The 23,567-nt window shown below is 69.3% G+C and carries 20 protein-coding genes and 2 tRNA genes; 7 read left to right on the forward strand and 15 right to left on the reverse strand.

Translation table 11 applies throughout. The features are described 5' to 3' along the window. Nucleotides 1-202 precede the first annotated feature (202 nt). Nucleotides 203-2,827 (reverse strand): valine--tRNA ligase, encoded by a 2,625-nt coding sequence (locus tag ACFV7R_RS07285; RefSeq protein WP_385260891.1) that lies wholly within the window; start codon nt 2,825-2,827, stop codon nt 203-205. A gap of 136 nt (nt 2,828-2,963) precedes the next feature. Here ACFV7R_RS07285 and ACFV7R_RS07290 point away from each other — a divergent pair, with 136 nt between their 5' ends. Further along, nucleotides 2,964-3,926, forward strand: a complete 963-nt coding sequence (locus tag ACFV7R_RS07290; RefSeq protein WP_385260893.1) for a hypothetical protein — start codon at nt 2,964-2,966, stop codon at nt 3,924-3,926. Nucleotides 3,927-4,001: 75 nt separating this feature from the next. Here the strand turns inward: ACFV7R_RS07290 and clpX are convergent, their stop codons facing one another. The 5 genes from clpX to ACFV7R_RS07315 all read right to left on the reverse strand — a co-directional run bounded on the left by clpX (nt 4,002) and on the right by ACFV7R_RS07315 (nt 8,847). Then, nucleotides 4,002-5,288, reverse strand: coding sequence for an ATP-dependent Clp protease ATP-binding subunit ClpX (clpX, locus tag ACFV7R_RS07295; protein WP_385260895.1), 1,287 nt, complete (start codon nt 5,286-5,288; stop codon nt 4,002-4,004). A 192-nt stretch (nt 5,289-5,480) separates the two neighbouring features. Beyond that, nucleotides 5,481-6,161, reverse strand: a complete 681-nt coding sequence (locus ACFV7R_RS07300) for an ATP-dependent Clp protease proteolytic subunit (protein WP_129802326.1) — start codon at nt 6,159-6,161, stop codon at nt 5,481-5,483. 85 nt (nt 6,162-6,246) lie between these two features. Beyond that, the gene (locus ACFV7R_RS07305) at nt 6,247-6,858 is read right to left on the reverse strand and encodes an ATP-dependent Clp protease proteolytic subunit (protein ID WP_165396475.1); all 612 of its coding nucleotides are present in this window, start codon (nt 6,856-6,858) and stop codon (nt 6,247-6,249) included. A 352-nt stretch (nt 6,859-7,210) separates the two neighbouring features. After that, complete coding sequence (gene tig / locus ACFV7R_RS07310) at nt 7,211-8,599, reverse strand: trigger factor (RefSeq protein WP_385260898.1); 1,389 nt, start codon at nt 8,597-8,599, stop codon at nt 7,211-7,213. 171 nt (nt 8,600-8,770) lie between these two features. Beyond that, nucleotides 8,771-8,847 (reverse strand) — tRNA-Pro (locus ACFV7R_RS07315). A gap of 164 nt (nt 8,848-9,011) precedes the next feature. Between ACFV7R_RS07315 and ACFV7R_RS07320 the strand changes: the two genes are divergently transcribed. Beyond that, nucleotides 9,012-9,082, forward strand: a tRNA-Gly gene (locus ACFV7R_RS07320). A gap of 93 nt (nt 9,083-9,175) precedes the next feature. Here the strand turns inward: ACFV7R_RS07320 and ACFV7R_RS07325 are convergent. Further along, complete coding sequence (locus ACFV7R_RS07325) at nt 9,176-9,370, reverse strand: hypothetical protein (RefSeq protein WP_129802323.1); 195 nt, start codon at nt 9,368-9,370, stop codon at nt 9,176-9,178. A 389-nt stretch (nt 9,371-9,759) separates the two neighbouring features. Between ACFV7R_RS07325 and ACFV7R_RS07330 the strand changes: the two genes are divergently transcribed. Then, entirely contained in the window at nt 9,760-10,875 is a 1,116-nt protein-coding gene (locus ACFV7R_RS07330) for an acyltransferase family protein (protein WP_385260901.1), read from the forward strand. Here ACFV7R_RS07330 and ACFV7R_RS07335 read toward each other — a convergent pair. Together ACFV7R_RS07335 and ACFV7R_RS07340 are read right to left on the reverse strand one after the other, a co-directional pair. Then, a complete protein-coding gene (locus ACFV7R_RS07335) occupies nt 10,872-11,330 on the reverse strand; it encodes an HD domain-containing protein (protein ID WP_129802320.1) in 459 nt (152 codons plus the stop codon). The two genes, ACFV7R_RS07330 and ACFV7R_RS07335, sit on opposite strands and share 4 nt — an antisense overlap. Nucleotides 11,331-11,342: 12 nt before the next feature. Further along, entirely contained in the window at nt 11,343-12,527 is a 1,185-nt protein-coding gene (locus ACFV7R_RS07340; RefSeq protein WP_129802319.1) for a PP2C family protein-serine/threonine phosphatase, read from the reverse strand. Between the two features lie 163 nt (nt 12,528-12,690). Here ACFV7R_RS07340 and ACFV7R_RS07345 point away from each other — a divergent pair, with 163 nt between their 5' ends. Next, on the forward strand, nt 12,691-13,944 hold the full coding sequence (locus tag ACFV7R_RS07345) for a GNAT family N-acetyltransferase (RefSeq protein WP_385260904.1): 1,254 nt from the start codon (nt 12,691-12,693) through the stop codon (nt 13,942-13,944). A 16-nt stretch (nt 13,945-13,960) separates the two neighbouring features. On the opposite strand, the gene ACFV7R_RS07350 is transcribed toward ACFV7R_RS07345, so the two are convergent. Further along, nucleotides 13,961-14,800 (reverse strand): Fpg/Nei family DNA glycosylase, encoded by an 840-nt coding sequence (locus ACFV7R_RS07350; protein WP_385260906.1) that lies wholly within the window; start codon nt 14,798-14,800, stop codon nt 13,961-13,963. Between the two features lie 422 nt (nt 14,801-15,222). After that, entirely contained in the window at nt 15,223-15,708 is a 486-nt protein-coding gene (locus ACFV7R_RS07355) for a ribose-5-phosphate isomerase (protein ID WP_385260909.1), read from the reverse strand. 229 nt (nt 15,709-15,937) lie between these two features. On the opposite strand from ACFV7R_RS07355, the gene ACFV7R_RS07360 reads away from it, so the two are divergent. Continuing rightward, the gene (locus ACFV7R_RS07360) at nt 15,938-17,392 is read left to right on the forward strand and encodes an amino acid permease (RefSeq protein WP_385260912.1); all 1,455 of its coding nucleotides are present in this window, start codon (nt 15,938-15,940) and stop codon (nt 17,390-17,392) included. A gap of 82 nt (nt 17,393-17,474) precedes the next feature. Here ACFV7R_RS07360 and ACFV7R_RS07365 read toward each other — a convergent pair whose 3' ends face one another. Then, the gene (locus ACFV7R_RS07365) at nt 17,475-17,828 is read right to left on the reverse strand and encodes a hypothetical protein (RefSeq protein WP_385260914.1); all 354 of its coding nucleotides are present in this window, start codon (nt 17,826-17,828) and stop codon (nt 17,475-17,477) included. Further along, nucleotides 17,825-19,240, reverse strand: a complete 1,416-nt coding sequence (locus ACFV7R_RS07370; RefSeq protein ID WP_385260917.1) for a protein kinase — start codon at nt 19,238-19,240, stop codon at nt 17,825-17,827. Before ACFV7R_RS07370 ends, ACFV7R_RS07365 begins: the two co-directional genes overlap by 4 nt. A gap of 176 nt (nt 19,241-19,416) precedes the next feature. Here ACFV7R_RS07370 and ACFV7R_RS07375 point away from each other — a divergent pair, with 176 nt between their 5' ends. Further along, nucleotides 19,417-20,142, forward strand: a complete 726-nt coding sequence (locus tag ACFV7R_RS07375) for a hypothetical protein (RefSeq protein WP_385260920.1) — start codon at nt 19,417-19,419, stop codon at nt 20,140-20,142. Nucleotides 20,143-20,207: 65 nt separating this feature from the next. Here ACFV7R_RS07375 and ACFV7R_RS07380 read toward each other — a convergent pair whose 3' ends face one another. After that, nucleotides 20,208-20,792 (reverse strand): biotin transporter BioY, encoded by a 585-nt coding sequence (locus ACFV7R_RS07380; protein WP_129802313.1) that lies wholly within the window; start codon nt 20,790-20,792, stop codon nt 20,208-20,210. Nucleotides 20,793-21,174: 382 nt separating this feature from the next. Between ACFV7R_RS07380 and ACFV7R_RS07385 the strand changes: the two genes are divergently transcribed. Beyond that, nucleotides 21,175-22,551, forward strand: coding sequence for an amino acid permease (locus ACFV7R_RS07385; RefSeq protein WP_385260923.1), 1,377 nt, complete (start codon nt 21,175-21,177; stop codon nt 22,549-22,551). Between the two features lie 290 nt (nt 22,552-22,841). Here the strand turns inward: ACFV7R_RS07385 and ACFV7R_RS07390 are convergent, their stop codons facing one another. Then, nucleotides 22,842-23,507, reverse strand: a complete 666-nt coding sequence (locus ACFV7R_RS07390; RefSeq protein WP_385260925.1) for a DsbA family protein — start codon at nt 23,505-23,507, stop codon at nt 22,842-22,844. Nucleotides 23,508-23,567: the final 60 nt, after the last annotated feature.

Consider the following 23,567-nt stretch of genomic DNA (forward strand, 5'->3'; position numbering starts at 1 on the left):
AGCCGTGCCGCTGGGTACGTACGCAGCTGCGGGCAGTCGTGCCGCTGGGGCGATGGGGGTCCCCCGCTCGAGCGAAGCCGAGAGTGGGGGAGGGTGGGCGCAGCGGCACCCTGCCAGCGCCGGGCCGCGCAACGCCCCGCCCAGCACTAGGCCCCCGGAACCAACCAGCTCCGGGGGCCTGCACCGACGTAAAACCACCGCCCTACGCCGAAGGCAACCGCTCCAGCTGCGCCTGAATCCGCGCGATGTCCTCGTCCGCCTTGGCAAGCCGCGTACGGATCTTCTCCACGACGTTGTCCGGCGCCTTGGAAAGGAACGCCTCGTTCCCCAGCTTCGCCGTGGCCTGCGCCTTCTCCTTCTCCGCAGCGGCAAGATCCTTGGCCAACCGCTTCCGCTCCGCGGCGACGTCGATCACGCCGGACAGATCCAGCGCGACCTCGACCCCCGCCACCGGCAGCGTCGCGGTCGCCGCGAACCCCTCACCCTCCGGCTGGAGCCGCAGCAACTGACGGATCGCGGCCTCGTGCACGGCGAGGACCGAGCCGTCGAGGGCGAGACGGGCCGGAACCCGCTGACCGGGCTGCAGCCCCTGGTCCGCCCGGAACCGCCGCACCTCCGTGATGACGGCCTGCAGCGTCTCGATCTCCCGCTCGGCGTCCGCGTCCCGGAAGCCCGAGTCCGTGGGCCACTCGGCGATGACGACCGACTCACCACCGGTCAGCGTCGTCCACAGCGTCTCCGTGACGAACGGAACGACCGGGTGCAGCAGCCGCAGCGTGACGTCCAGGACCTCACCCAGAACCCGCTTGCTGACCTCGGCCGCCTCGCCGCCGCCGGCAAACGTCGTCTTGGACAGCTCGACGTACCAGTCGAAGACCTCGTCCCACGCGAAGTGGAACAGCGCGTCGGACAGCTTCGCGAACTGGTAGTCCTCGTAGTACGCGTCGACCTCGGCGACCACCGAGTTCAGTCGCGACAGAATCCACCGGTCCGTCGACGACATCTTCGACGCGTCCGGCAGCGGGCCCTCCACCGTCGCGCCGTTCATCAGCGCGAAGCGCGTGGCGTTCCAGATCTTGTTGGCGAAGTTCCGGGACCCCTGGACCCAGTCCTCACCGATCGGGACGTCGACGCCGGGGTTGGCACCACGCGCGAGGGTGAACCGGAGCGCATCGCTGCCGTACTTGTCCATCCAGTCCAGCGGGTTGACGACGTTCCCGAAGGACTTCGACATCTTCTTGCCGTTCTGGTCACGGACCATGCCGTGCAGGGCGATGGTGTGGAACGGCGGGGTGCCGTCCATCGCGTACAGCCCGAACATCATCATGCGGGCGACCCAGAAGAAGAGGATGTCGTAGCCGGTGACCAGGACGGAGTTCGGGTAGAACTTCGCGAGGCTCTCGGTCTGCTCCGGCCAGCCGAGCGTGGAGAACGGCCACAGGCCGGACGAGAACCAGGTGTCGAGGACGTCGGAGTCCTGCCGCCAGCCCTCACCGCTCGGCGGCTCCTCGTCGGGACCGACACAGACGACCTCGCCATCGGGCCCGTACCAGACCGGAATCCGGTGCCCCCACCACAACTGCCGCGAGATGCACCAGTCGTGGAGGTTGTCGACCCAGTCGAAGTACCGCTTCTCCATCTCCTGCGGGTGGATGGTGACCTTGCCCTCGCGGACCGCGTCACCGGCGGCCTTGGCGAGCGGCCCGACCTTGACCCACCACTGCATGGACAGCCGCGGCTCGATGGTGGTCTTGCAGCGCGAGCAGTGGCCGACGGAGTGGACGTACGGCCGCTTCTCGGCGACGATCCGGCCCTCGGCGCGCAGCGCGGCGACGATCGCGGAGCGGGCCTCGAGCCGGTCCAGGCCCTGGAAGGGGCCGTGGGCGGTGATGACGGCGTGCTCGTCCATGATCGTGACGGCCGGCAGGTCGTGCCGCTGGCCGATCTCGAAGTCGTTCGGGTCGTGTGCCGGGGTGACCTTGACGGCACCCGTGCCGAACTCGGGGTCGACGTGCTCGTCCGCGACGACCGGGATGGAACGGTCGGTCAGCGGCAGCTTGATGAGCTTGCCGACGAGGTGCCGGTACCGCTCGTCGTCGGGGTGGACGGCGACGGCCGTGTCGCCGAGCATCGTCTCGGCACGGGTGGTGGCGACGACGATGGTGTCGTCCCCCTCCCCGTACTTCATGGAGACCAGCTCGCCGTCGTCGTCCTGGTACTCGACCTCGATGTCCGAGATGGCGGTCAGACACCGGGGACACCAGTTGATGATGCGCTCGGCGCGGTAGATCAGCTCGTCGTCGTAGAGCCGCTTGAAGATGGTCTGAACGGCCTTGGACAAGCCCTCGTCCATGGTGAACCGCTCACGCGACCAGGCAACGCCGTCGCCGAGGCGCCGCATCTGCCCGGAGATCTGCCCACCGGACTCGGCCTTCCACTGCCAGACCCGCTCGACGAAGGCCTCGCGTCCCAGGTCGTGCCGGGACTTGCCCTCCTTCGCGAGCTCCCGCTCGACGACGTTCTGCGTGGCGATACCGGCATGGTCCATGCCGGGCTGCCACAGCGTCTCGTACCCCTGCATCCGCTTGCGGCGGGTGATGACGTCGATGAGGGTGTGCTCGAAGGCGTGCCCCAGGTGCAGGCTGCCCGTGACGTTCGGCGGCGGGATGACGATGGTGAACGGCGGCTTGTCGCTCTTCGCGTCCGCCTCGAAGTAACCCCGCTCCACCCAGCGCTCGTACAGCGCCCCCTCTACCTCGGCCGGCGCGTACTGGGTCGGCAGTTCGGTCGTGGGCGCTGATGGCTGCTGCTGAGCGTTCTCGGTCACGGGCTCAGTTTAGGGGTGTCGCGGGCGTGTCCCGAAACTCGATTTCTCTGTAACGGTGCGCCCCCCGATGCGATGCGTGCGCTGTGTCTGCGCCAGGATGTCAGGAACACATAAGCATCTGGAGGGGAACCCAGTAATGAGCTACAACCAGCCGGGCCCGTACGGCGGGCAGCCCCAGCAGCCCGGACCGTACGGCCAGCCGGGTCCGTACGGCCAGCAGCCGCAGGCTCCGCAGCCCGGCTACGGCTACCCTCAGCAGCCCGCCCCGCCGCAGCCCGGCTACGGCTACCCCCAGCAGCCCCCGCAGGGCGTCCCGCCCCAGCAGCCCCCGTACGGCCAGCAGCCTCCCTACGGCCAGGCCCCGTACGGCGCCCCGATGCCCCCGGCCCCGGGCGGCGGCAAGAAGAAGACGGGCCTCATCATCGGCGCGGTGGCGGTCGTGGCGGCGATCGGCGTGGGCGCGTACTTCGTGATCGGCGGGGGTGGCGGCGCGGGCGGCCTGGAGGACGACGGCCCGCACAAGCTGACGACGCCGGCGACGGCGCTCACCGAGTACAAGCGGGTCGGCGAGGGCAACCAGGTCAGCGACTCCGACACCGCGAAGGACATGGAGAAGAGCGGCGTCAAGAGCGGTACGGCCGTCGTCGGGCAGTGGTCGACCGCCGACTTCAGCAACTACGACCCGCAGGACCCCTCCACCATTCCCGACCAGTCCGAGCTGCTGACCGCCAAGGGCATCACCATGGTGGGCGGTTACGGCGAGATCGCCGACCCCCAGGCCACCCTGGACAAGTTCTTCGCCTCCATCCAGAAGGAGGTCAAGGAGTCCTCCTCAAGCGACTCGAACACCATGCAGAACGCGGAGTTGGTCGGCGAGCCCGAGGAGGTCGAGATCGACGGCGCGGTCGCCAAGTGCCAGTCGACCAAGAGCACCAACGCGCTCACCAAGAAGGAGTCGACCGACTGGTTCTGCGCCTGGGCCGACTACAGCACGGTCGCCATGGTCTCGCCCGGCGACAACACCAGCACGGGTGTCGGCAAGGACACCGCGATCGACATGACGGCCAAGCTGCGCGAACAGGTCCGCGTCAAGGCCTGACACCCACTCAACACCGAAGGGGCCCCGGTCGGTTGACCGGGGCCCCTTCGCTTTGTCTGCTCTGCTGCTGCGGCGTTACGCCGACTTCTGCTCGCCCGTCCCCCGCCCCCGCGCATCCCGCGGAATCAGCGTCGGGTTGACGTTGGAGTGGACGACGTCCGCCGTGATGACGACCCGGGCGACGTCCTTGCGGGAGGGGATCTCGTACATCACGCCCTGGAGCACTTCCTCCATGATGGCGCGCAGGCCGCGTGCGCCCGTCTGGCGGAGGATGGCCTGGTCGGCGATGGCTTCCAGGGCCTCGCGTTCGAAGTCCAGTTCCACACCGTCGAGTTCGAAGAGGCGTTGGTACTGCTTCACGAGGGCGTTGCGCGGCTCGACCAGGATCTTGAGCAGGGCCTCGCGGTCGAGGTTGTGGACGGAGGTGATGACGGGGAGGCGGCCGATGAACTCGGGGATCATGCCGAACTTGACCAGGTCCTCCGGCATGACGTCCTCGAACTGGTCCTTGGCCTCCAGCTCCCGCTTCGAGCGGATCGTCGCGCCGAAGCCGATGCCCTTCGCGCCGGCCCGGGACTCGATGATCTTCTCCAGACCGGCGAAGGCGCCGCCCACGATGAACAGGACGTTCGTCGTGTCGATCTGGATGAACTCCTGGTGGGGGTGCTTGCGGCCGCCCTGGGGCGGGACCGAGGCCGTGGTGCCCTCGAGGATCTTCAGGAGCGCCTGCTGGACTCCCTCTCCGCTCACATCCCTGGTGATCGACGGGTTCTCGCTCTTTCGGGCCACCTTGTCGATCTCGTCGATGTAGATGATGCCCGTCTCGGCCTTCTTGACGTCGTAGTCCGCCGCCTGGATCAGCTTCAGCAGGATGTTCTCGACGTCCTCGCCGACATAGCCGGCCTCCGTCAGCGCCGTGGCGTCGGCGATCGCGAACGGGACGTTCAGCATGCGGGCCAGGGTCTGGGCGAGGAGGGTCTTGCCGGAGCCCGTGGGGCCCAGCAGCAGGATGTTGGACTTCGCCAGCTCGATGGCGTCGTCGCGACCCTGGGCGCCGCCGTTCTCACCGGCCTGGACACGCTTGTAGTGGTTGTACACCGCGACGGAGAGGGCCTTCTTGGCGGGCTCCTGGCCGACGACGTACCCCTCGAGGAACTCGTAGATCTCGCGCGGCTTGGGCAGTTCCTCCCAGCGCACCTCGCTGGTCTCCGCGAGCTCTTCCTCGATGATCTCGTTGCAGAGATCGATGCACTCGTCGCAGATGTACACACCGGGGCCTGCGATGAGCTTCTTGACCTGCTTCTGGCTCTTGCCGCAGAACGAGCACTTGAGCAGATCGCCGCCGTCACCGATGCGTGCCACGGTGTGCTTCCCCTTCGCCTGGGAGACGCCTGGACGCGATGAGTCCAGCGGCTCCTGGTGCTGCCTTATGTCCGACGGTACCTTGCCGAGCCCCCCGTTCGGGCCCCCCTTGGCACGGTTCACTTTGACGTGCACCTTGCGATGCACGGTGACACAGCGCGCCAAGGGGCGGCAGACGATACAGGATCCGCGTCAGCGGACCGACTCGTTGTTCATCTTGCGCGTGGAGATGATCTGGTCGATCAGACCGTACGCCAGCGCGTCCTCGGCGGTGAGGATCTTGTCGCGCTCGATGTCCTCACGGATCTTGTCGATCGACTGGGTGGAGTGCTTGGCCAGCATCTCCTCCAGCTGCGAGCGCATCCGCAGGATCTCGTTCGCGGCGATCTCCAGGTCGGACACCTGGCCGCGGCCGGTCTCGCTGTACGGCTGGTGGATCAGCACACGCGCGTTCGGCAGCGCCATGCGCTTGCCGGGCGTACCGGCGGCCAGCAGGACGGCGGCGGCGGAGGCCGCCTGGCCCATGCAGACCGTCTGGATGTCCGGCTTCACGAACTGCATCGTGTCGTAGATCGCCGTCAGCGCGGTGAAGGAGCCGCCGGGGCTGTTGATGTAGACCGAGATGTCCCGGTCGGGGTCCATCGACTCAAGGCACAGCAGCTGCGCCATGACGTCGTTGGCGGAGGCGTCGTCGATCTGGACGCCCAGGAAGATCACGCGCTCCTCGAAGAGCTTCGCGTACGGGTCGTACTCGCGAATGCCCTGGGAGGTGCGCTCGACAAAGCGCGGGATGACATAGCGGGACTCGGCCGCCGGGCCGGTGTACTCGGCACGCGTACGGTCGTAGAGGCCGCTGCCGGGGAAGTCGTTCACGGTGTCTCCTGAAGGGGGCTGGAGCGGTGGCTGGGGGCTGAAGGGACCGCGGGACCGCGGGGGCCTTTGCGGGCCCGAGCGGCCCTTAGGAGCCGCCTCCGGTGCCGCCGCCGCCCGGCATGTGGGCCGCCGTTGCGATCACGTCGTCGATGAGGCCGTACTCCTTGGCCTCATGGGCGTCGAACCAGCGGTCGCGGTCCGAGTCGCGGGTGATCTGCTCAACCGACTGGCCGGTGTGCAGGGCCGTGAGCTCGGCCATGCGCTTCTTGGTGTGCAGCAGCCGCTCGGCGTGGATCTTGATGTCCGAGGCCGAGCCGGCCAGGCCGGCGGACGGCTGGTGGATCAGGATCTCGGCATTGGGCAGGGCGAAGCGCTTGCCGGGAGTGCCCGCACTGAGCAGGAACTGCCCCATCGAGGCCGCGAGGCCCATGGCGATCGTCACCACGTCGTTCTTGATGAACTGCATCGTGTCGTAGATCGCCATACCGGCCGTGATCGATCCGCCGGGGCTGTTGATGTAGAGGTTGATGTCCTTGTCCGGGTCCGCGGCAAGGAGCAGCAGCTGTGCGGTGATCTTGTTCGCGATGTCGTCGTCGACCGGCTGGCCGAGGAAGATGATTCGCTCGTTGAGCAGCCGGTTGTAGACCTGGTCGCCGAGGCCACCACCGATGGAAGGCTCGCCGGCGGCGGAGGGCATCAGATTCGTCACGTATCCACCTGCTCGTCTTACGACGGCGCCGGGCCGTCTCACGTTTCCCTGCGGGGGGCCTCCGGCGGTTTCGCCGAGTTCCCTGCCCCCGTATTCATGGACCCTAACGCGGTGACCCTGCGGTGCAATCCCGGTTCAGCCGGTGTTCGCTGTGAGCGCATGGTTCGCCGGGCTTCCTCACCGTGACTCCGCCGGATTGTGGGCGGCTGCGAGTCCGATGTGGCTGATCGCGCGGTTCCCCGCGCCCCCTTTAAGGGCATTTCCCTCACCGTACGACGAAAGGCCCCAGGGCGCGTTGTGCACCCCAGGGCCCCTCGTACGACGTTCAGGCGCCGTGGGCTCAGCCCTCGGTCTTCTCCTCGGCCTCGGCCGTGCCCTCGGCGGCCTCGACCGTCTCGGTGGCGGTCTCGTCCTCGTCCTCGTCCTCCAGGTCCACGATCTCGCCGTTGGTGTCCTTGACGGTCGCGGCCTCGACGACGACGGCCAGGGCCTTGCCGCGGGCGACCTCGCCGACCAGGAGCGGGACCTGGCCCTGCTCGACGACGGCCTGCGCGAACTGGTCGGGGGACATGCCGGAGGAGGCCGCGCGCCGCATGAGGTGCTCGGTGAGCTCCTCCTGGTTGACGTTGAGCTTCTCCTGCTTGACGAGCTCGTCGAGCACGAACTGGGTCTTGATGCCCTTGACCGCGGCCTCGCGGGTCTCGGTCTCGAACTCCTCGGCGGTCTTGCCCTGGATCTCCAGGTACTTGTCGAGGGTCAGACCCATCTGGCCGAGCTGGTGGTGCTCGAGGTTGTGCTTACGGGTGTTGATCTCGTCCTCGAGCAGCTTCTCGGGGACGGGGACCTCGACCAGCTCGAGCAGCTTCTCCAGGACGCGCTCCTGGGCCTGCGTGGCCTGGTCGAACTGCTTCATGTTCTCCAGGCGCTTGCGGCTGTCGGCCTTCAGCTCCTCGAGGGTGTCGAACTCGGAGGCGAGCTGAGCGAAGTCGTCGTCCAGCTCGGGCAGCTCGCGCGCGGCGACCTGGCTGACCTTGACCGTGACCTCGGCCTCCTGGCCGGCCGCGGAGCCGCCCTTGAGCTCGGAGGTGAAGGTGGCCTCGCCACCGGCCTCCAGGCCCTTCACGGCGTCGTCGATGCCGTCGAGCAGCTCGCCGGAGCCGATGGTGTACGAGACGCCCTCGGCCACGCCGTCCTCGAGGACCTCGCCGCCGACCTTGGCCTCCAGGTCGATCGTGACGACGTCGCCGTCCTCGGCGGCACGCTCGACCGGGGAGGTGGACGCGAAGCGCTCACGCAGCTCCTCGACCGCCTTGTCGACGTCCTCCTCGCTGACCTCGACGGCGTCGACCTCGACCTCGATGCCGGAGTAGTCCGGGATCTCGATGGCCGGGCGGATGTCGACCTCGGCGGTGAAGTTCAGCGTCTCGCCGTCCTTCAGCTCGGTGATGTCGACCTCGGGCTGGCCCAGCACGTCGATCTCGGCCTCGTTGACCGCCTCCGTGTAGAACTTCGGAAGCGCGTCGTTGACGGCCTCCTCCAGCACGGCGCCACGGCCGAACCGCTGGTCGATGACCCGGGCCGGGATCTTGCCCTTGCGGAAACCCTTCACCGTGACCTGCTGGTTGATCTTCTTGTACGCCGCGTCGAGGCTGTCCTTGAGCTCCTCGAAGGGCACCTCGACAGTGAGCCGAACCCGGGTCGGGTTCAGGTTCTCCACGGCGCTCTTCACGGTTCGGTCTCCTTGTGGCTGACTTCTCGGGTTCTGCCGGGACCCGACGGGTCCGGCGGATGTGGCCGCCCGGAGGACTAATCAGTGATGAGACACACGGGCGTGCAGCTTGCATAGTAACGGCAGCGGCTACACGACCCAAAAGGCGATCACGCAAAGTGATCGGATGGGTGGTCGGGGTGGCGGGATTTGAACCCACGGCCTTCCGCTCCCAAAGCGGACGCGCTACCAAGCTGCGCCACACCCCGTCTGGTGCGACACGTAGGGTACATGCCCGCAGGCAGCGCGGCTGCCGCATTTCCCGAGCACCGGCGCGGTGTCGGCGTCCGCACGGATGGGGTGTGCGGTGAGGGGGGCCGACCCGCTAGGATGCCTGCAGTGCCGCGGTCGGCTGACCTGCGGCGCGTTGTGTGCGGGCGTAGCTCAATGGTAGAGCCCCAGTCTTCCAAACTGGCTACGCGGGTTCGATTCCCGTCGCCCGCTCTGTACGGCGAAGGGCCCGGTTCCTCGGAACCGGGCCCTTCGTGTTCCACAGGTCGCGTACGTCCGCTCTTGATCAGCGCCGGGACCGGCCGGTCAGAACTGGATCTCGTTGATGGTCTGGGCTATCGAGTCCAGGAAGCGCTGTATGTCGTCGGCCATGCCGGTCGAGGCGAGGAAGAAGCCGAAGAGGACCGCAACGATCGCGGGGCCCGCCTTGATGTTCCCTGCCCTGATCATCACCACCAGGATGATCGCCAATAGCAGCACCACTGACAGCGAAATGGCCACAACTGATCACACCCTCGGTCGGTCCGCTCTCCCGGCCTGGGATGCAGCCCGCACACCCCCGGCAGAACCATCGTGCCACCAACAGGGCCCCGGTATGCGGGCCGTGACGCATCGTCCGCCACACCCGTGTCCGACAAGTCCGGACCCGTCCGGGCGTGCACACACCCCTGTCGCAGCCGGCGACACAATTCGACAGTCAACTGCGCAAGGAATTCGACTGGTTCGTTTCCGTCTCCGCACAACACGTTCGCAGGAAATTCGATTTGTTGCGCATAAAGAGAGGAAGCGGACATTCCGTCATCCGCCGCGTTGATTCACTGTGTTGACCGTCACGTCGTCCGCCATGCCAACTCTGCGGAAACACGGGTAGGCGCGGCGGAAAAGCAGGAATGACGCCGAGGGTTTTACGGGAACCCGCAGACGACGCTAGGGTGCCTCAGATGTTTCGACAGCGCGACGCCTTCTTCGACAACGCCAAGTACCTGGCGATCGTCCTGGTGGCCGTGGCCCACGCATGGGAGCCGTTGAAGGGGGACAGCCGGACCCTGGAGGCCGCGTACATGGTCGTGTACGCGTTCCACATGCCGGCGTTCATTGTCGTCTCGGGCTTCTTCTCCCGCAGTTTCGACATGCGCGCGGACCGGCTCCAGCGGCTCGTCACCGGTGTCGTGGTGCCGTACCTCGTCTTCGAAACCGCCTATTCGCTCGGCGAGCGCCACTTCGGCGACGACCCGGAACAGAAGATCAGCCTGCTCGACCCCTGGTATCTGACCTGGTTCCTGATCGCGCTGTTCATCTGGCGGCTGACCACCCCCATCTGGAAGCTGGTGCGGTGGCCGCTCCCTCTCGCGCTCGGTATCGCCATGCTGGCGTCCGCCACCCCGGGAATCGGCGACGACCTGGATCTGCAGCGGGTGTTGCAGTTCCTGCCGTTCTTCGTGCTGGGCCTGTGCATGAAGCCCGAGCACTTCCGGATGGTGCGCCGGCGTTCGGTGCGGATCCTGTCGGTGCCGGTGTTCGCGGCCGCGGGTGTCGTCGGCTGGTGGGCGGTGCCGCGGATGAACACCGGGTGGTTCTACCACCGGGACGCCGCGCAGGAACTGGGCGCGCCCTGGTGGACCGGGCCGGTCATGGTGCTCGCGCTGTTCGGCTGCTCGCTGTTGCTGACGGCCTGCTTCTTCGCCTGGGTGCCGGGCCGGCAGATGTGGTTCACGGCGCTCGGCGCGGGCACGCTGTACGGCTATCTGCTGCACGGCTTCCTGGTCAAGGCCGGTGGGTACGGGGGCTGGTACGAGCACGCCTGGCTGCACCGGCCGTACGGCGAGATCCTCGTGAGCGTCCTCGCGGCCGTCGCCGTCACGCTGCTGTGCACCAAGCCCGTCCAGCGGGTCTTCCGGTTCGCGATGGAGCCGAAGATGGAGTGGGCGTTCAGGCGGGACGCCGCGGACCTTGCGCGCGAGCGCGAGCGGGCGCGGGAGAAGCAGCTGCAGAAGGCGGACGCCTAGTCGTCCGGCAGGCCGAGGAGTGTGCGCATGCGGGCGTACTTCTCGGTCAGTCGGGTGCGGGTGGGCTCGTCGAGGCGTGCGAGGCGGGCCGGGTCCGCGTTGTGGGCCAGGTCCGCCTCCTTGACGAGGAGTGCGCCCGGCGTGGCGAGGATGCGGGCGGCGTACGCCTCCGGTGACTCCCCCGCCCGTTTGGTGACCGCACGTACCACGTCCTTCGTACGGCGGCTCAGCGCGGCCTCGTGCAGCCACTGCTCGGACAGGGCCTCGTCCTCGACCGCGTCGTGCAGCCAGGCCGCCGCGATCTGCTCCTCGTCACCGCCACGGGCACGGACGCCGTCGGCGACGGCGGCGAGGTGTTCGGCGTAGGGGCGGCCGGCCTTGTCCGTCTGCCCCTGGTGGGCGGCGCGGGCGACGGCCTCCACTTCGGCCAGGGTGAGGTGCGGGTTCTCGGTCACTCGTCGAGTGTCTCAGCGGGCCGCCGCCGCCAGGGCCGTCGGGCCCTCACGGCAGATCAGCAGGAGGGCTCGGTCGTCGTTGACGTCCTTCGCCACCGCCTCGATGAGGTGCCAGGCGGCACCGTGGAAGCCGCCGGCGACATAGCGGTCGGCCTCGCCGGTGAGGCGGTCGAGGCCCTCGACGATGTCCCGGTCGGACGTTTCCACCAGACCGTCCGTGAACAGCATCAGCACGTCGCCGGGCCGCAGCGAGCCCTTCACCGAGTCGAACTGGGCGCCTTCGTAGACCCCCAGCAGCGGCCCCTCCGCCGCCTTCTCCTCCCAGCGGCCGCTGCCCGCGTTGAGCTGGAGGCCCGGCGGATGGCCCGCGGAGTACAGCTCGTAGTCGCCGGAGTCCAGCTCGAGGACCAGGTGGATCGAGGTCGCGAAGCCCTCGTCCCAGTCCTGGCGGAGGAGGTAGCCGTTCGCCGCCGGGAGGAAGGCGTGCGGCGGCAGCGAGCCGAGCAGACCGCCGAAGGCACCCGACAGCAGCAGGGCGCGCGAGCCGGCGTCCATGCCCTTGCCGGAGACGTCCGTGAGGACGACCTCCAGGGTGCGGCCGCCGTTCGTGCGGGCCGCGACCACGAAGTCGCCCGAGAAGGACTGGCCGCCCGCCGGCCGCAGCGCCATCTCCCGGTGCCAGCCCTGCGGCAGCTTCGGCAGCTTGCTCTGCACCCGGATCCGCTCGCGCAGGTCGAACAGCATGGTGCCGCCGCGCCGCCAGGGCACGCCGACCCGGCTGCGGAACTGCGCGATCAGCAGCCCGAAGAAACCGCACGCGGCCACCACCAGGACCACGCCCGGGGTCACGCGTGAAGGCCCCTCCGTGTACGGGCCCAGCTGTATCGACTCCACGATCAGCGCCGTGGCCGCCGCCGCGTACAGGCCGAGCAGGCTCGCCGGACGCAGCAGCAGACCGCCCGCGACGATCGGCAGGACCAGCGCGGCCGGGGAGCACCACACCGAGTTGGCGAGCGTGATCATCGTGATCAGCGGGACGGTGAGCAGCAGTCCGGCCAGCGCGATCCAGTCCGAACCGTCGCCGCGGAAGTAGTCGACGGCGCTTCTGCGCACGCCGACGCGGGCCCGGTGCCACCTCATCCTCAACCGGGCCGGGAACGTATCGGCCGCCGCGCGCCGCTCTCGTCCTGCTGCCATTAGTTCGGGACCCTATCCATCGGACCAGCTGCTTGGCACGGGAGGTCCCACTTGTCCCCCGTCCGAGGCTCGACTCCACAGTGAACTCCACGGAAAGCCGCCGCGCCGCCGTCCGGGAGAAATTCCCTCGCTCGTCCCGCAGCGCCCTGGTAGGCATGGGCTCATGGCGACAGACTTCGCGGCAGGCCCGGCGGCAGAGCTACGGGTGCTGCGGCAGGACGAATGGGACCGGTGGTACGACACCCTGATCCGCGCCTTCGGTGGCATGCCGGAGTCGGCCGAGGAGCGGGAACTGTGGGACGCGCTCACCGAGTACGACCGGTCCCTCGGCGCCTGGGAGGGCGATGCCTGCGTGGGGACGGCCGGGGCGTTCACGTTCCGGCTGAGCGTGCCCGGCGGGGCGTCGGTGCCCGCGGCGGGCGTGACGATGGTCAGTGTCGCCGCCACGCACCGCCGGCGCGGGGTGCTGACGTCCATGATGCGGCGGCAGTTGGACGACGTCCGCTCCTGGGGCGAGCCGCTGGCGGTGCTCACCGCCTCCGAGCCGGCGATCTACGGCCGGTTCGGGTACGCCGCCGCGACGTTCGGACTCAGCGCCGAGATCGACACGAGCCGGGTTCAGCTGTCGGTGCCGGCCGGCACCGATGACGTACGACTGCGGTACGCGGCGCCCGCGGACGTGCTCGACGCGTGCGAGGCGGTCTACGCGCGGCTGGTGCCCCGGCGTCCCGGGATGCTCGCGCGGCAGCCGGGCTGGGAGCGGGTGGGGCTGCTCGACCCGGAGAGCGAGCGGGACGGAGCGTCGCCGCTGCAGTGCGTCGTCGCCGAACGGGACGGGGAGGTCACCGGCTACGCGCGCTTCCGAGTCAGGCTGGGATGGGGCGTGACCGGGCACAACGGCACGGTGGCGCTGGCGGATTCGGCCGCCCTCGACCCGGTGACGGAGGCCGCGCTGTGGCGGTTCCTGTTCGGGATCGACCTGACGACGACGCTGACCGTGCGCGGGCGGCCGGTCGACGAAGCGTGGCAGCACCTGGTGTCCGACATCCGGCGGTGCCAGCCACGGCTGCGGGACTCGCTCTACGTGCGGCTGGTGGATGTCGGGGCCGCGCTGGAGGCGCGTACCTATCAGGCGCCGGTGGACGTGGTGTTCGAGGTGGCGGACGACTTCTGCCCCTGGAACGCCGGGCGTTGGCGGCTGACGGGGGACGCGAAGGGGGCGTCGTGTGTGCGTACGTCGGATGCGGCTGATCTCGCCCTGTCCGTACGGGAGTTGGGGGCGGTGTATCTCGGCGGGGTGAGCCTCGGGTCGCTGGCGGCGGCCGGACGGGTGCGGGAGCTGCGGGCGGGGGCGCTGGCGGAGGCGTCGGTGGGGTTCGCGTCCACGGTGGCGCCCTGGCTGCCGCACGGGTTCTGACGCGGGGTCAGCCGCGTTACGGCGTCTGGCACTCCGGGCACCAGAAGAGGTTGCGGGCGGCGAGATCGGCGGTGCGGATCTCGCCGCCACAGATGTGGCAGGGCAGATTGGCCCTGCGGTAGACGTAGACCTCGCCGCCGTGGTCGTCGACGCGCGGCGGGCGGCCCATCGCCTCCGGGGTGTGCTCGGGGCGGACGGTGTCGATGCGGTTGTTGCGGACACCCTCGCGCATGAGCTCGACGAGGTCCGCCCAGATGGCGTCCCACTGCGCGGGGGTGATGTCCTTGCCCGCGCGGTACGGGTCGATGCGGTGCCGGAAGAGGACCTCGGCACGGTAGACATTGCCGACGCCCGCGATGACCTTCTGGTCCATGAGCAGGGCGGCGATGGTCGTACGGCTACGGGAGATCCGCCGGTAGGCGAGGTGCGGGTCGGCGTCCTCACGCAGGGGGTCGGGGCCGAGGCGGTCGTGTATCGCACGCTTGTCGCCGTCCGTGATCAACGCACAGGTCGTGGGGCCGCGGAGATCGACGTACGACGCGCTGTTCGCGAGGCGGAGGCGGACGGTGTTCGTGGGCGGGGGTGCGGGGGCGCTGGCGCTGGCCTCGCCGAGGGTCACCTTGCCGAAGAGGCCGAGGTGGATGTGGATCCAGTCGGTGTTTTCGGGGGCGGGGTCCCGGAAGCCGAGGAAGAGGTGTTTGCCGTGGGCGTCGGCGGTGTGGAGGGTTGAGCCGTCGAGGAGGGCTGCGGCGTCGGAGAACTTGCCCTGGGGGCTGGTGATGTGGACGGGGCCGCGGTTCTTGAAGCGGGCGGCGTAGTCCTGAGCCAGGCGGTGGATGGTGTGGCCCTCCGGCACGGGGCGGCTCCTTTCTTACGCGGTTGCTTCCGGTTGGGTGAGGGGTGTTGCGCTTCCGCGGGGCTCGCCCACCCACCCGACTCGGTCCGTTCAGGGTGAACGCCCCTGGGGCTCCGCCCCAGACCCCGGCCTCGCCCACCCACCCGCCCGACTCGGTCGGGAGGGAAGTGCCCCTCGGCCTGGGGCTCCGCCCCAGACCCCGGCGGGGACTGCGTCCCCTGCACCCCTCGCGGGGCTTCGCCCCTGCACCCCTGCGGGACTGTGTCCCTGCATCTCTGCGGGGGTGCGTCCCTGCATCCCTGTGGGACTGCGTCCCTGCTCCCCTGCGGGGGTGCGTCTCCGCACCCCCCGCAGGACTGCGTCTCCGCACGCTCCTCGCGGGTGTCCAGCCGCCGTCGCCGGGCTTCGCCCTGCCCGGGCAGTTACTGCTGAGGGTGGTGCGGCGGGATCGGGGGGAGTTCGCCGGTTGTCTCGTAGCTCTTCAGCATCTCGATGCGGCGTGCGTGGCGTTCGTCGCCTGAGAACGGGGTGTTCAGGAACGTCTCCACGAACTTCGTCGCCTCGTCGAGGGCGTGCATGCGCGCGCCCACCGCGACCACGTTGGCGTTGTTGTGCTGGCGGCCCAGCGACGCCGTCTCCTCGCTCCAGGCGAGCGCCGCGCGCACGCCCTTCACCTTGTTCGCGGCGATCTGCTCGCCGTTGCCGGAGCCGCCGATCACGATGCCGAGGGCTTCGGGGTCTGCGGCCGTGCGCTCGGCGGCGCGGAGGCAGAAGGGCGGGTAGTCGTCCTGGGCGTCGTAGATGTGGGGGCCGCAGTCGACGGGGTCGTGGCCGGCCGCTTCGAGCCACTCGACGAGGTGGTTCTTGAGTTCAAAACCGGCATGGTCGGAGCCGAGGTACACGCGCATGGAAACGAGTGTGTCATGCCGGTTTCGGGGCAGGCGCGTCGGGTCGGCGAGGCGGAAAGTGTGAGTAACACTACAGAATCTCAAGAAAACCTCAAGTAACGATCCGGAATCAAAGGTTCCCGAATTCGTTCACCTCCGATTCACTGGACCGATTCGTACACCCCCCGCACACCGCTCGGGCGGGCTCGTACGGGGAAACTGCTCGACCGGCGCAAAGGAAACCCGTCCCATGACTTCGCAGCCGACCCTGACGAAGGCCGGAACCGACCCCGGAGGCACCGGTGACCCCGGCCACGGCCTCCAGGCCGGGCTCAAGAACCGTCATCTGTCGATGATCGCCATTGGTGGTGTCATCGGCGCAGGCCTGTTCGTCGGGTCCAGTTCCGGTATCGCCACCGCCGGCCCCGGCATCCTCCTGTCGTACGCCCTCGTCGGCACGCTCGTCGTGCTCGTGATGCGGATGCTCGGTGAGATGTCCGCGGCGAATCCGACGTCCGGCTCGTTCTCGGCGCACGCCGACCGCGCGCTCGGCCCCTGGGCCGGGTTCTCCATCGGCTGGCTGTACTGGTTCTTCTGGGTCGTCGTGCTGGCGGTGGAGGCGACCGCCGGGGCCGCGATTCTGGAGGGGTGGATTCCCGCCGTGCCCCAGTGGGGGTGGGCGCTGATCGTGATGGTGGTGCTGACCGCCACCAACCTCGTCTCCGTCGGCTCCTACGGTGAGTTCGAGTTCTGGTTCGCCGGGATCAAGGTCGTCGCGATCGGAGCGTTCATCGTCGTCGGCGGGCTCGCCGTCTTCGGTGTGCTGCCCGGGGCCGACAGTGAGCAGGCCGGACTCTCCAACCTCACGGAGCACGGCGGCTTCCTGCCCAACGGGCCCGGCGCCGTCCTCACCGGTGTGCTGCTCGTCGTCTTCTCCTTCATGGGCAGCGAGATCGCGACCCTCGCGGCCGGCGAGTCCGAGGACCCGCAGCGGGCCGTGACCAAGTCGACCAACAGCATCATCTGGCGTATCGCCGTGTTCTATCTGGGGTCGATCTTCGTCGTCGTCGCCCTGCTGCCCTGGGACGCCCCCGCCATCGCCGAGAAGGGCTCCTACGTGGCCGCCCTGGACTCCCTCGGCATCGCGCACGCCGGTCAGATCATGAACTTCATCGTGCTGACGTCGGTGCTGTCCTGCCTCAACTCCGGCCTCTACACCGCTTCCCGGATGGCGTTCTCGCTGGGCGAGCGCGGGGATGCGCCGAAGGCCTTCGCACGGACGACGGGTCGCGGTGTGCCGCGGACGGCGATTCTCGTCTCCGTCGTGTTCGGGTTCGTGGCCGTGTTCTTCAACTACAAGTTCCCGGACTCGGTCTTCCTGTTCCTCGTCAACTCCTCCGGGGCCGTGGCGCTGTTCGTCTGGCTCGTCATCTGCTTCTCGCAGCTGCGGATGCGGAAGATCATCCAGCGGGAGGCGCCGGAGAAGCTGGTCGTGCGGATGTGGCTGTACCCGTATCTGACCTGGGCGACGGCCGCGCTGATCGTGTTCGTGCTCGGCTACATGCTGACCGACACCGAGCACGACGGACGCAAGACCGTGCTGCTGTCGCTGCTGGTCGCGGCCGTGGTGCTGGCGATCGCCGTGGTCCGGCAGAAGCGCCGGGGTGCCGTCGGTGCTCCTGACAAGGTGTCGGTGGGCGACTGACGCGCCGCCTCCTCAGTGGTGGTCGAGGGCCCCGTGGCGTCGCGCCGCGGGGCCCTCGGCTGCGTAGGGCGTCCGATGTCCCTCACAGCAGGGTGAAGCTCTTCTTCACGTCCTCGTAGATCGCGAGGGCTTTTCCCTCTCCGGCCGGCTGGTACCAGGTGTTGATCTGGTACGACTTCCCCTTCGCCTCGAAGCCCAGCAGGCGGGCGTGCCAGGGGACGCCCTCCAGCCTGAAGGTGTACTCCCACACCACCGCCGGGTGGCCGCGGAACGTCGTCTCCTCCAGGCGGATCTTGCGGTAGTCCTGGCCCTGGTGGGCGTTGCGTTCCGAGGTCCGCCAGGAGTCCATGAGGTCGCCGCGGGCGAGGGAGGACTTCGCCACGAGTTCCTGGGTGCCGGCCGGGGAGGTGTAGTGCACCTCCGCTCCCGTCTTCACGTCCCGGCGCCAGCCCTCGGGTGTCGTCCACGCGAACCCTCCGGCCTCCTCCCGCGCGCCCGGCGGCAGGGTCGGCGGCCTGGAGGTGCCCTCGACGGTGGGCGACGAGGAGTACACGGAGGAGGCGGGGGCTTGGTGTCCGTCCGGGTGTCGTCCGGTGACTCCGCGGTCGCCGCGAGGACGATCCCGGCCACCGCGGCGGCCGTGAGCACGCCGGTGGCGGCCACCAGGGTGGTGCGGCGCCGGGTTCGCCGGGGTGGCGCGGACGGGACGGCGGGGCCGGGCAGTTCGCTGCCCGGCGGTATCGCGGCCGGTCGCCGTTCCGTCACCGCCTCGGCCCGCAGGAGTGAAACGCCCGGCGGGCGGGGCCCCTCGGGGGGTGGGCGCAGGTGCGGCGGCTGTACGAGGAGCGGTGTCGGCTGCTCCTGGGCCGGCTCCGGCGGCTCCGGGACGGGGTTCGCCATCGGTTCCGGCGCCGGATGCGCCACGGGTTCCGGCTCCGGTACCGAGTGCGCCACAGGTTGCGGCTCCGGTACCGGGTGCGCCACAGGTTGCGGCTCCGGCAAGGGCACCGGCCCCGGCACCGCCCCCGGTCCCATCACCGTCGGCGTCGGCTCCGGGAATGCCACCGGCCGCAACGCCGTCTCCAGTTCCTCCAGCCCCGGTCGGGCGGACGGCTCCTTCTGCAGGAGGGCGGCCAGGATGTCCCGCAACGGACCTGCCGCGGCGGGGAGTTCGGGTTCCTCGTAGAGGACGGCGTGCAGAGTGGCCAGGGTGGTGTCGCGGGAGAAGGGAGAGCGGCCGGCCAACGCCGCGCAGAGGGTGGCGCCCAGGGACCAGACGTCCGAGGGCGGTCCCTGCGGGCGGCCGGAGACCCGTTCGGGGGCCATGTAGTCGGGCGAGCCGACCAGCATGCCCACCATGGTGAGCGCCTTGGCGTCCTGGATCGCGGCGATGCCGAAGTCGGTGAGCACGATCCGCCGGGCGTCGTGCTCGACCAGGACGTTGCCGGGCTTGATGTCACGGTGCAGCACTCCGCGCGCATGCACCTGGCGCAGCGCCTCCACCAGGCCGAGTCCGATCCGTGCCGTCTCGCGCGGTCCGAGCGGCCCGTCCTCGGCCATGATCCGTTCCAGAGAGCGGCCGTCGACCAACTCCATGACGATCCACAGGCGTTCGCCCTCGTCCACGACGTCATACACGCGCACCACGTTGGGATGGTCGATGCGGGCGGTGGCCCGGGCCTCGCGCAACGTGCGTTCACGGCGGGTCCGGGCGTCCTCCGCGTCCAGGCCGTCGATACGCATTTCCTTGACGGCGACCGGCCGGTCGAGCATGTCGTCGGCGGCCCGCCACACCCGCCCCATTCCCCCCTGGCCGATGCTCTCGACCAACCGATAACGCCCGGTCACCAATAACCCTGGAACACCGCCACTTCGCGTATTCCCCGGCAATTCGCTGCACCCCCTCGACAACCCCATGACTGAAACACAATGGCCACACTTCAGGCCGTACCAGCATAGTGCGGAGAAATCTTGTGGTACCTCTTCAAGTACTGCGAATTCAGGCGCAGCCAAGGGGGACGAACATGAGTGCTCGTCGTACGACGACAATCGCGGGATCGCTGGTCGCGGCATCTTTCTCGGCGGTGATGATCCTTTCCTTCACCGCCGGCGCGGACGATCAGGGACCCGGAAGCAGTAAGGGGGGAAAGGCCGTCGACGAGGCACCGGCGGGGGTGGAACTGAGCACGCTGCTGCCCGAGAAGATCTCGGTCGACAACGGTTCGGAGGAAACGGAGATCACCGCCACGGTGAAGAATGAGGGGACTGCTGACAGCGGGCCGATCAGGCTCTGGGTCGTCGGTTTCGACGGGCTGACGGTCAGGAATGTCCCAGGCTGCTCCCCGATCGCCGAAAAGGATCTGCCCGAGGGTTCGAACAGCGGATTCAGCTGTTCGCTCGACAGTCTCGCCGCCGGTGCGTCGAAGTCGTACGACGTCGACGCGGCCTACGACCTGGGCAGGACCGGGAAGATCTGCCTGCCCGTCCAGAACGGTGACGGAAGCAAGACGTTCTGGCAGCAGGGCCCGGTTCCGTTCGGTACGGCGAACCCGTCGCCGAACGCCCCGGCCACGCCGCTGCTGCTCGGCACCGACAACAAGCCCGTCGCGCCGGGCGGCGACGAGCTGCCCAGGACCGGCGTCGGACGGGACGTCCTGCCGCTGGCCGCGGCCGGCGGGGCGCTGGTCGCGGCCGGAGCGGCGGGTCTGTGGTGGTCGCAGCGGCGGCCGAGGCGGCAACAGGAGGGATGAGCACCAAAAAAACACCGACCGGGGCACGGTTTCCCGCGCCCCGGTCGGTGTCCGGCAAGACTCGGTCAGCGCTTGTCGACGAGCTTCCAGGCGGTGGGCAGCACGCCCATCGCCAGGGCGGCCTTCAGGGCGTCGCCGATCAGGAACGGGGTGAGGCCGGCCGCGATCGCGGCGGAGGCGGACATGCCGGTGGCGAGGGCCAGGTAGGGGACGCCGACGGCGTAGACGATCGCCTCGCCGAGCAGCATCGCGCCGGCCATGCGCCACGGGGAGCGGTCGGCGCCGCGGCGGGCCAGGGCGCCGACGGCGGTGGCGGCGAGCAGCAGGCCGATGACGTAGCCGAAGGACGGGGCGGCCGCACCGGAGCCGCCCTCCGCGAACCACGGCACACCTGCGATACCGGCCAGCGCGTACAGCGCGAGCGAGAGGAAACCGCGACCGGCGCCGAGGGCCGTGCCGACGAGCAGCGCGGCGAAGGTCTGGCCGGTCACCGGCACCGGGGAGCCCGGTACGGGCACGGCGAGCTGGGCCGCGAGGCCGGTGAGCACGGCACCGCCGGCCACCAGGGCGACGTCCCGGACACGGGAGGAGGGGAGCAGGTCGGCGAGGACCCGTCCCTGGAGGGCGGGGGTGGCGGCAGCGGTGCTCATGGGGACTCCGCGAGTGAGGGCGGTTCGGGACACCGTGACGCTAACCCAGGGCGCCTGAGGCCGACACCGTCACCGCTCACAAAGGCGGGAGCCGCGACGTAGTGGGCTCTGCACAAAGAGTGGTGGTTACACGTGAGTGGGCGTGACGCTGGTCACTGAGGTGAGGATGAGTGCGTCACGAGGGGCGGACAGGGAGCGGACTGTAGGGTTCCACCAATCCGCACACCCATCCACATGCGCTCGAGCCGCCCGTGAGCGTAGCCGTACACTCCGTGTCTCCGGTGTCCGGATAGTGAACACCGCGCCCCCGCGAGCGGGAACGCCGCCCAGACTGTGGGCGTTTTACCCCTCTCCCGTACGACGTAATGGACGAGCCGCGCCCATGCCCAGCACCTCTGTCGAGACGCCGCCGAAGCCGGACGTGTCTCTTTCCCATGGCCTGAAGCAGCGCCACCTGTCGATGATCGCCCTCGGTGGCGTGATCGGCGCCGGGCTGTTCGTCGGCTCCGGCGCCGGTATCGCCGCTGCCGGGCCCTCGATCGTCCTCGCCTACATCCTCTCCGGCCTCCTGGTGATGCTGGTGATGCGGATGCTGGGCGAGATGTCCGCCGCGTATCCCTCCTCGGGGTCCTTCTCCGCGCATGCCGAGCGGGCGATCGGGCCGTGGGCCGGGTTCACCGCGGGCTGGTCGTTCTGGGTGCTGCTGTGCACGGCCGTCGGCCTGGAGGGCATCGGCGCCGCGAAGATCGTCACCGGCTGGCTGCCGGGCACGCCGGAGTGGGCGTGGGTGGCGCTGTTCATGGTGGTGTTCTGCGGGGCCAATCTGGCCGCCGTGAAGAACTTCGGCGAGTTCGAGTTCTGGTTCGCGGCGCTGAAGGTCGGCGCGATCTCGCTGTTCCTGGTCCTCGGCGTGCTGGCGATCGCGGGCGTCCTGCCCGGCACCGACTCCCCCGGCGCGAGCAATCTGACCGACTTCCTGCCGGGCGGCGGTGAGGGGCTGGTCATCGGCCTGCTCGCCTCGGTGTTCGCGTACGGCGGCCTGGAGACGGTCACCATCGCCGCGGCCGAGTCGGAGGACCCGGTCAAGGGCGTGGCGAGCGCGGTCCGTACGGCGATGTGGCGCATCGCGCTGTTCTACATCGGCTCGATGGCGGTCGTCGTCACCCTCGTCCCGTGGGACTCCGCGGCCGTCGTCGAGAAGGGCCCGTACGTGGCCGCCCTCGAGCACCTCGGCATCCCGGGCGCCGGACAGGTGATGAACGTGGTCGTGCTGGTCGCGCTGCTGAGCGCGATGAACGCCAACATCTACGGCTCCTCGCGCATCGCCTACTCGCTGGTGCAGCGCGGGCAGGGCCCCAAGGCGCTGGGCAAGGTCTCCGGCGGCGTACCGCGCCTCGCCGTGCTCGCCTCCTGCGTCTTCGGCTTCGTCTGCGTGGTCCTCAGCTACTGGCGTCCGGACGACGTCTTCCCCTGGCTGCTGAACATGATCGGCGCGGTCATCCTGGTCGTCTGGATCTTCATCGCGGTCTCGCAGCTGCGGCTGCGGCGCCGGCTGGAGCGGGAGGCGCCGCAGAAGCTGGTCGTGCGGATGTGGGCGTTCCCGGTGCTGACCTGGATCGCGCTGGCCGGCATGGCCTCGATCTTCGTCCTCATGGTGCGGGAGCCGGACACGCGGGTGCAGCTGTACTCGACGGGCGGCATGACGCTGGTCCTGGCGCTGATCGGGTACGCCTGGCAGAAGGCACGCCCCCGGAACTGACGCGTTTCCACCCCTGCCCACAGGCCCTCACGTTGCCCACGTGAGGGCCTTTTTGTTGCTAACGTGTAGTTGCAAGCTACTTGCAATAAGGGTTCCAGGGCGACGTCGGGCAGGACGTGGCCCGGCGTTACGAGGCCGCGAAGTCCCGGGCGGATGTGCTGCTGCCGGCGCCGTAACGGCCCGTCGAGTCGTCCTGCCTCGTGATCGTCTTCTCACCTTTCACGCGGCAGGCGGAGAAAAGGGGCGGCCCCGCGAGGACGTGACTCGCGGGGCCGCCTCCGTCGGGGAGCTCACAGGTTGCTGAAGTCCGGGCCCTTGGTGCGGGTGCGCTTGATCTCGTAGAAACCGGGGACCGATGCCACCGCGAGGGTGCCGTCCCACAGGCGGGCGGCCTCCTCGCCCTTGGGAGCGGGCGTGACGACCGGGCCGAAGAAGGCGATCTGCTCGCCGTCGGGGCCCGGGACGGCGATGACCGGGGTGCCGACCTCCTGACCGACCTTGTCGATGCCCTCCTTGTGGGAGGCGCGAAGCTCGGCGTCGAACTCGAAGTCCTCCTGGTCGAAGTAGTCGATCAGGTCCGCGGGCAGGTTCACCTCGGCCAGGGCGGCGGCGACGGCCTCCCGGGTCGGGCCCTCGCCACGGTTGTGGAAGCGGGTGCCCAGAGCGGTGTAGAGCGGGCCCAGGACCTCGGCACCGTGCTTCTGCCAGGCCGCGGTCACCACCCGGGCCGGCTGCCAGGCCGTCTTCGCGAGCATCTCCCGGTACTCCTCGGGCAGCTCGTCCAGCTTGTCCTCGTTCAGCACCGCCAGGCTCATGATGTGCCAGTGCACCTCGATGTCACGGACCTTCTCCACCTCCAGCACCCAGCGGGAGGTCATCCACGCCCACGGGCACAGGGGGTCGAACCAGAAGTCGACTCGGGTCTTCTCGGTGGAGGTCGTCGCGGTCTCGGACATGGCTCTCCTCGGTAAGCGGTCTTTGAACGCGGCAACATCGTCGGCCCGCCGCTCATTCCC

It is taken from the genome of Streptomyces sp. NPDC059866, from assembly GCF_042731325.1.
Taxonomy (GTDB): Bacteria; Actinomycetota; Actinomycetes; order Streptomycetales; family Streptomycetaceae; genus Streptomyces; species Streptomyces flavusporus.

What these genes read in the sequence shown, in the direction of transcription:
- ACFV7R_RS07290 (WP_385260893.1), top strand. Translation starts at nt 2,964, where the DNA reads ATGAGCTACAACCAGCCGGGCCCGTACGGCGGGCAGCCCCAGCAGCCC.
- ACFV7R_RS07305 (WP_165396475.1), bottom strand. Translation starts at nt 6,858, where the DNA reads ATGCCCTCCGCCGCCGGCGAGCCTTCCATCGGTGGTGGCCTCGGCGAC.
- ACFV7R_RS07330 (WP_385260901.1), top strand. Translation starts at nt 9,760, where the DNA reads ATGACGCCGAGGGTTTTACGGGAACCCGCAGACGACGCTAGGGTGCCT.
- ACFV7R_RS07340 (WP_129802319.1), bottom strand. Translation starts at nt 12,527, where the DNA reads ATGGCAGCAGGACGAGAGCGGCGCGCGGCGGCCGATACGTTCCCGGCC.
- ACFV7R_RS07345 (WP_385260904.1), top strand. Translation starts at nt 12,691, where the DNA reads ATGGCGACAGACTTCGCGGCAGGCCCGGCGGCAGAGCTACGGGTGCTG.
- ACFV7R_RS07355 (WP_385260909.1), bottom strand. Translation starts at nt 15,708, where the DNA reads ATGCGCGTGTACCTCGGCTCCGACCATGCCGGTTTTGAACTCAAGAAC.
- ACFV7R_RS07360 (WP_385260912.1), top strand. Translation starts at nt 15,938, where the DNA reads ATGACTTCGCAGCCGACCCTGACGAAGGCCGGAACCGACCCCGGAGGC.
- ACFV7R_RS07375 (WP_385260920.1), top strand. Translation starts at nt 19,417, where the DNA reads ATGAGTGCTCGTCGTACGACGACAATCGCGGGATCGCTGGTCGCGGCA.
- ACFV7R_RS07380 (WP_129802313.1), bottom strand. Translation starts at nt 20,792, where the DNA reads ATGAGCACCGCTGCCGCCACCCCCGCCCTCCAGGGACGGGTCCTCGCC.
- ACFV7R_RS07385 (WP_385260923.1), top strand. Translation starts at nt 21,175, where the DNA reads ATGCCCAGCACCTCTGTCGAGACGCCGCCGAAGCCGGACGTGTCTCTT.
- ACFV7R_RS07390 (WP_385260925.1), bottom strand. Translation starts at nt 23,507, where the DNA reads ATGTCCGAGACCGCGACGACCTCCACCGAGAAGACCCGAGTCGACTTC.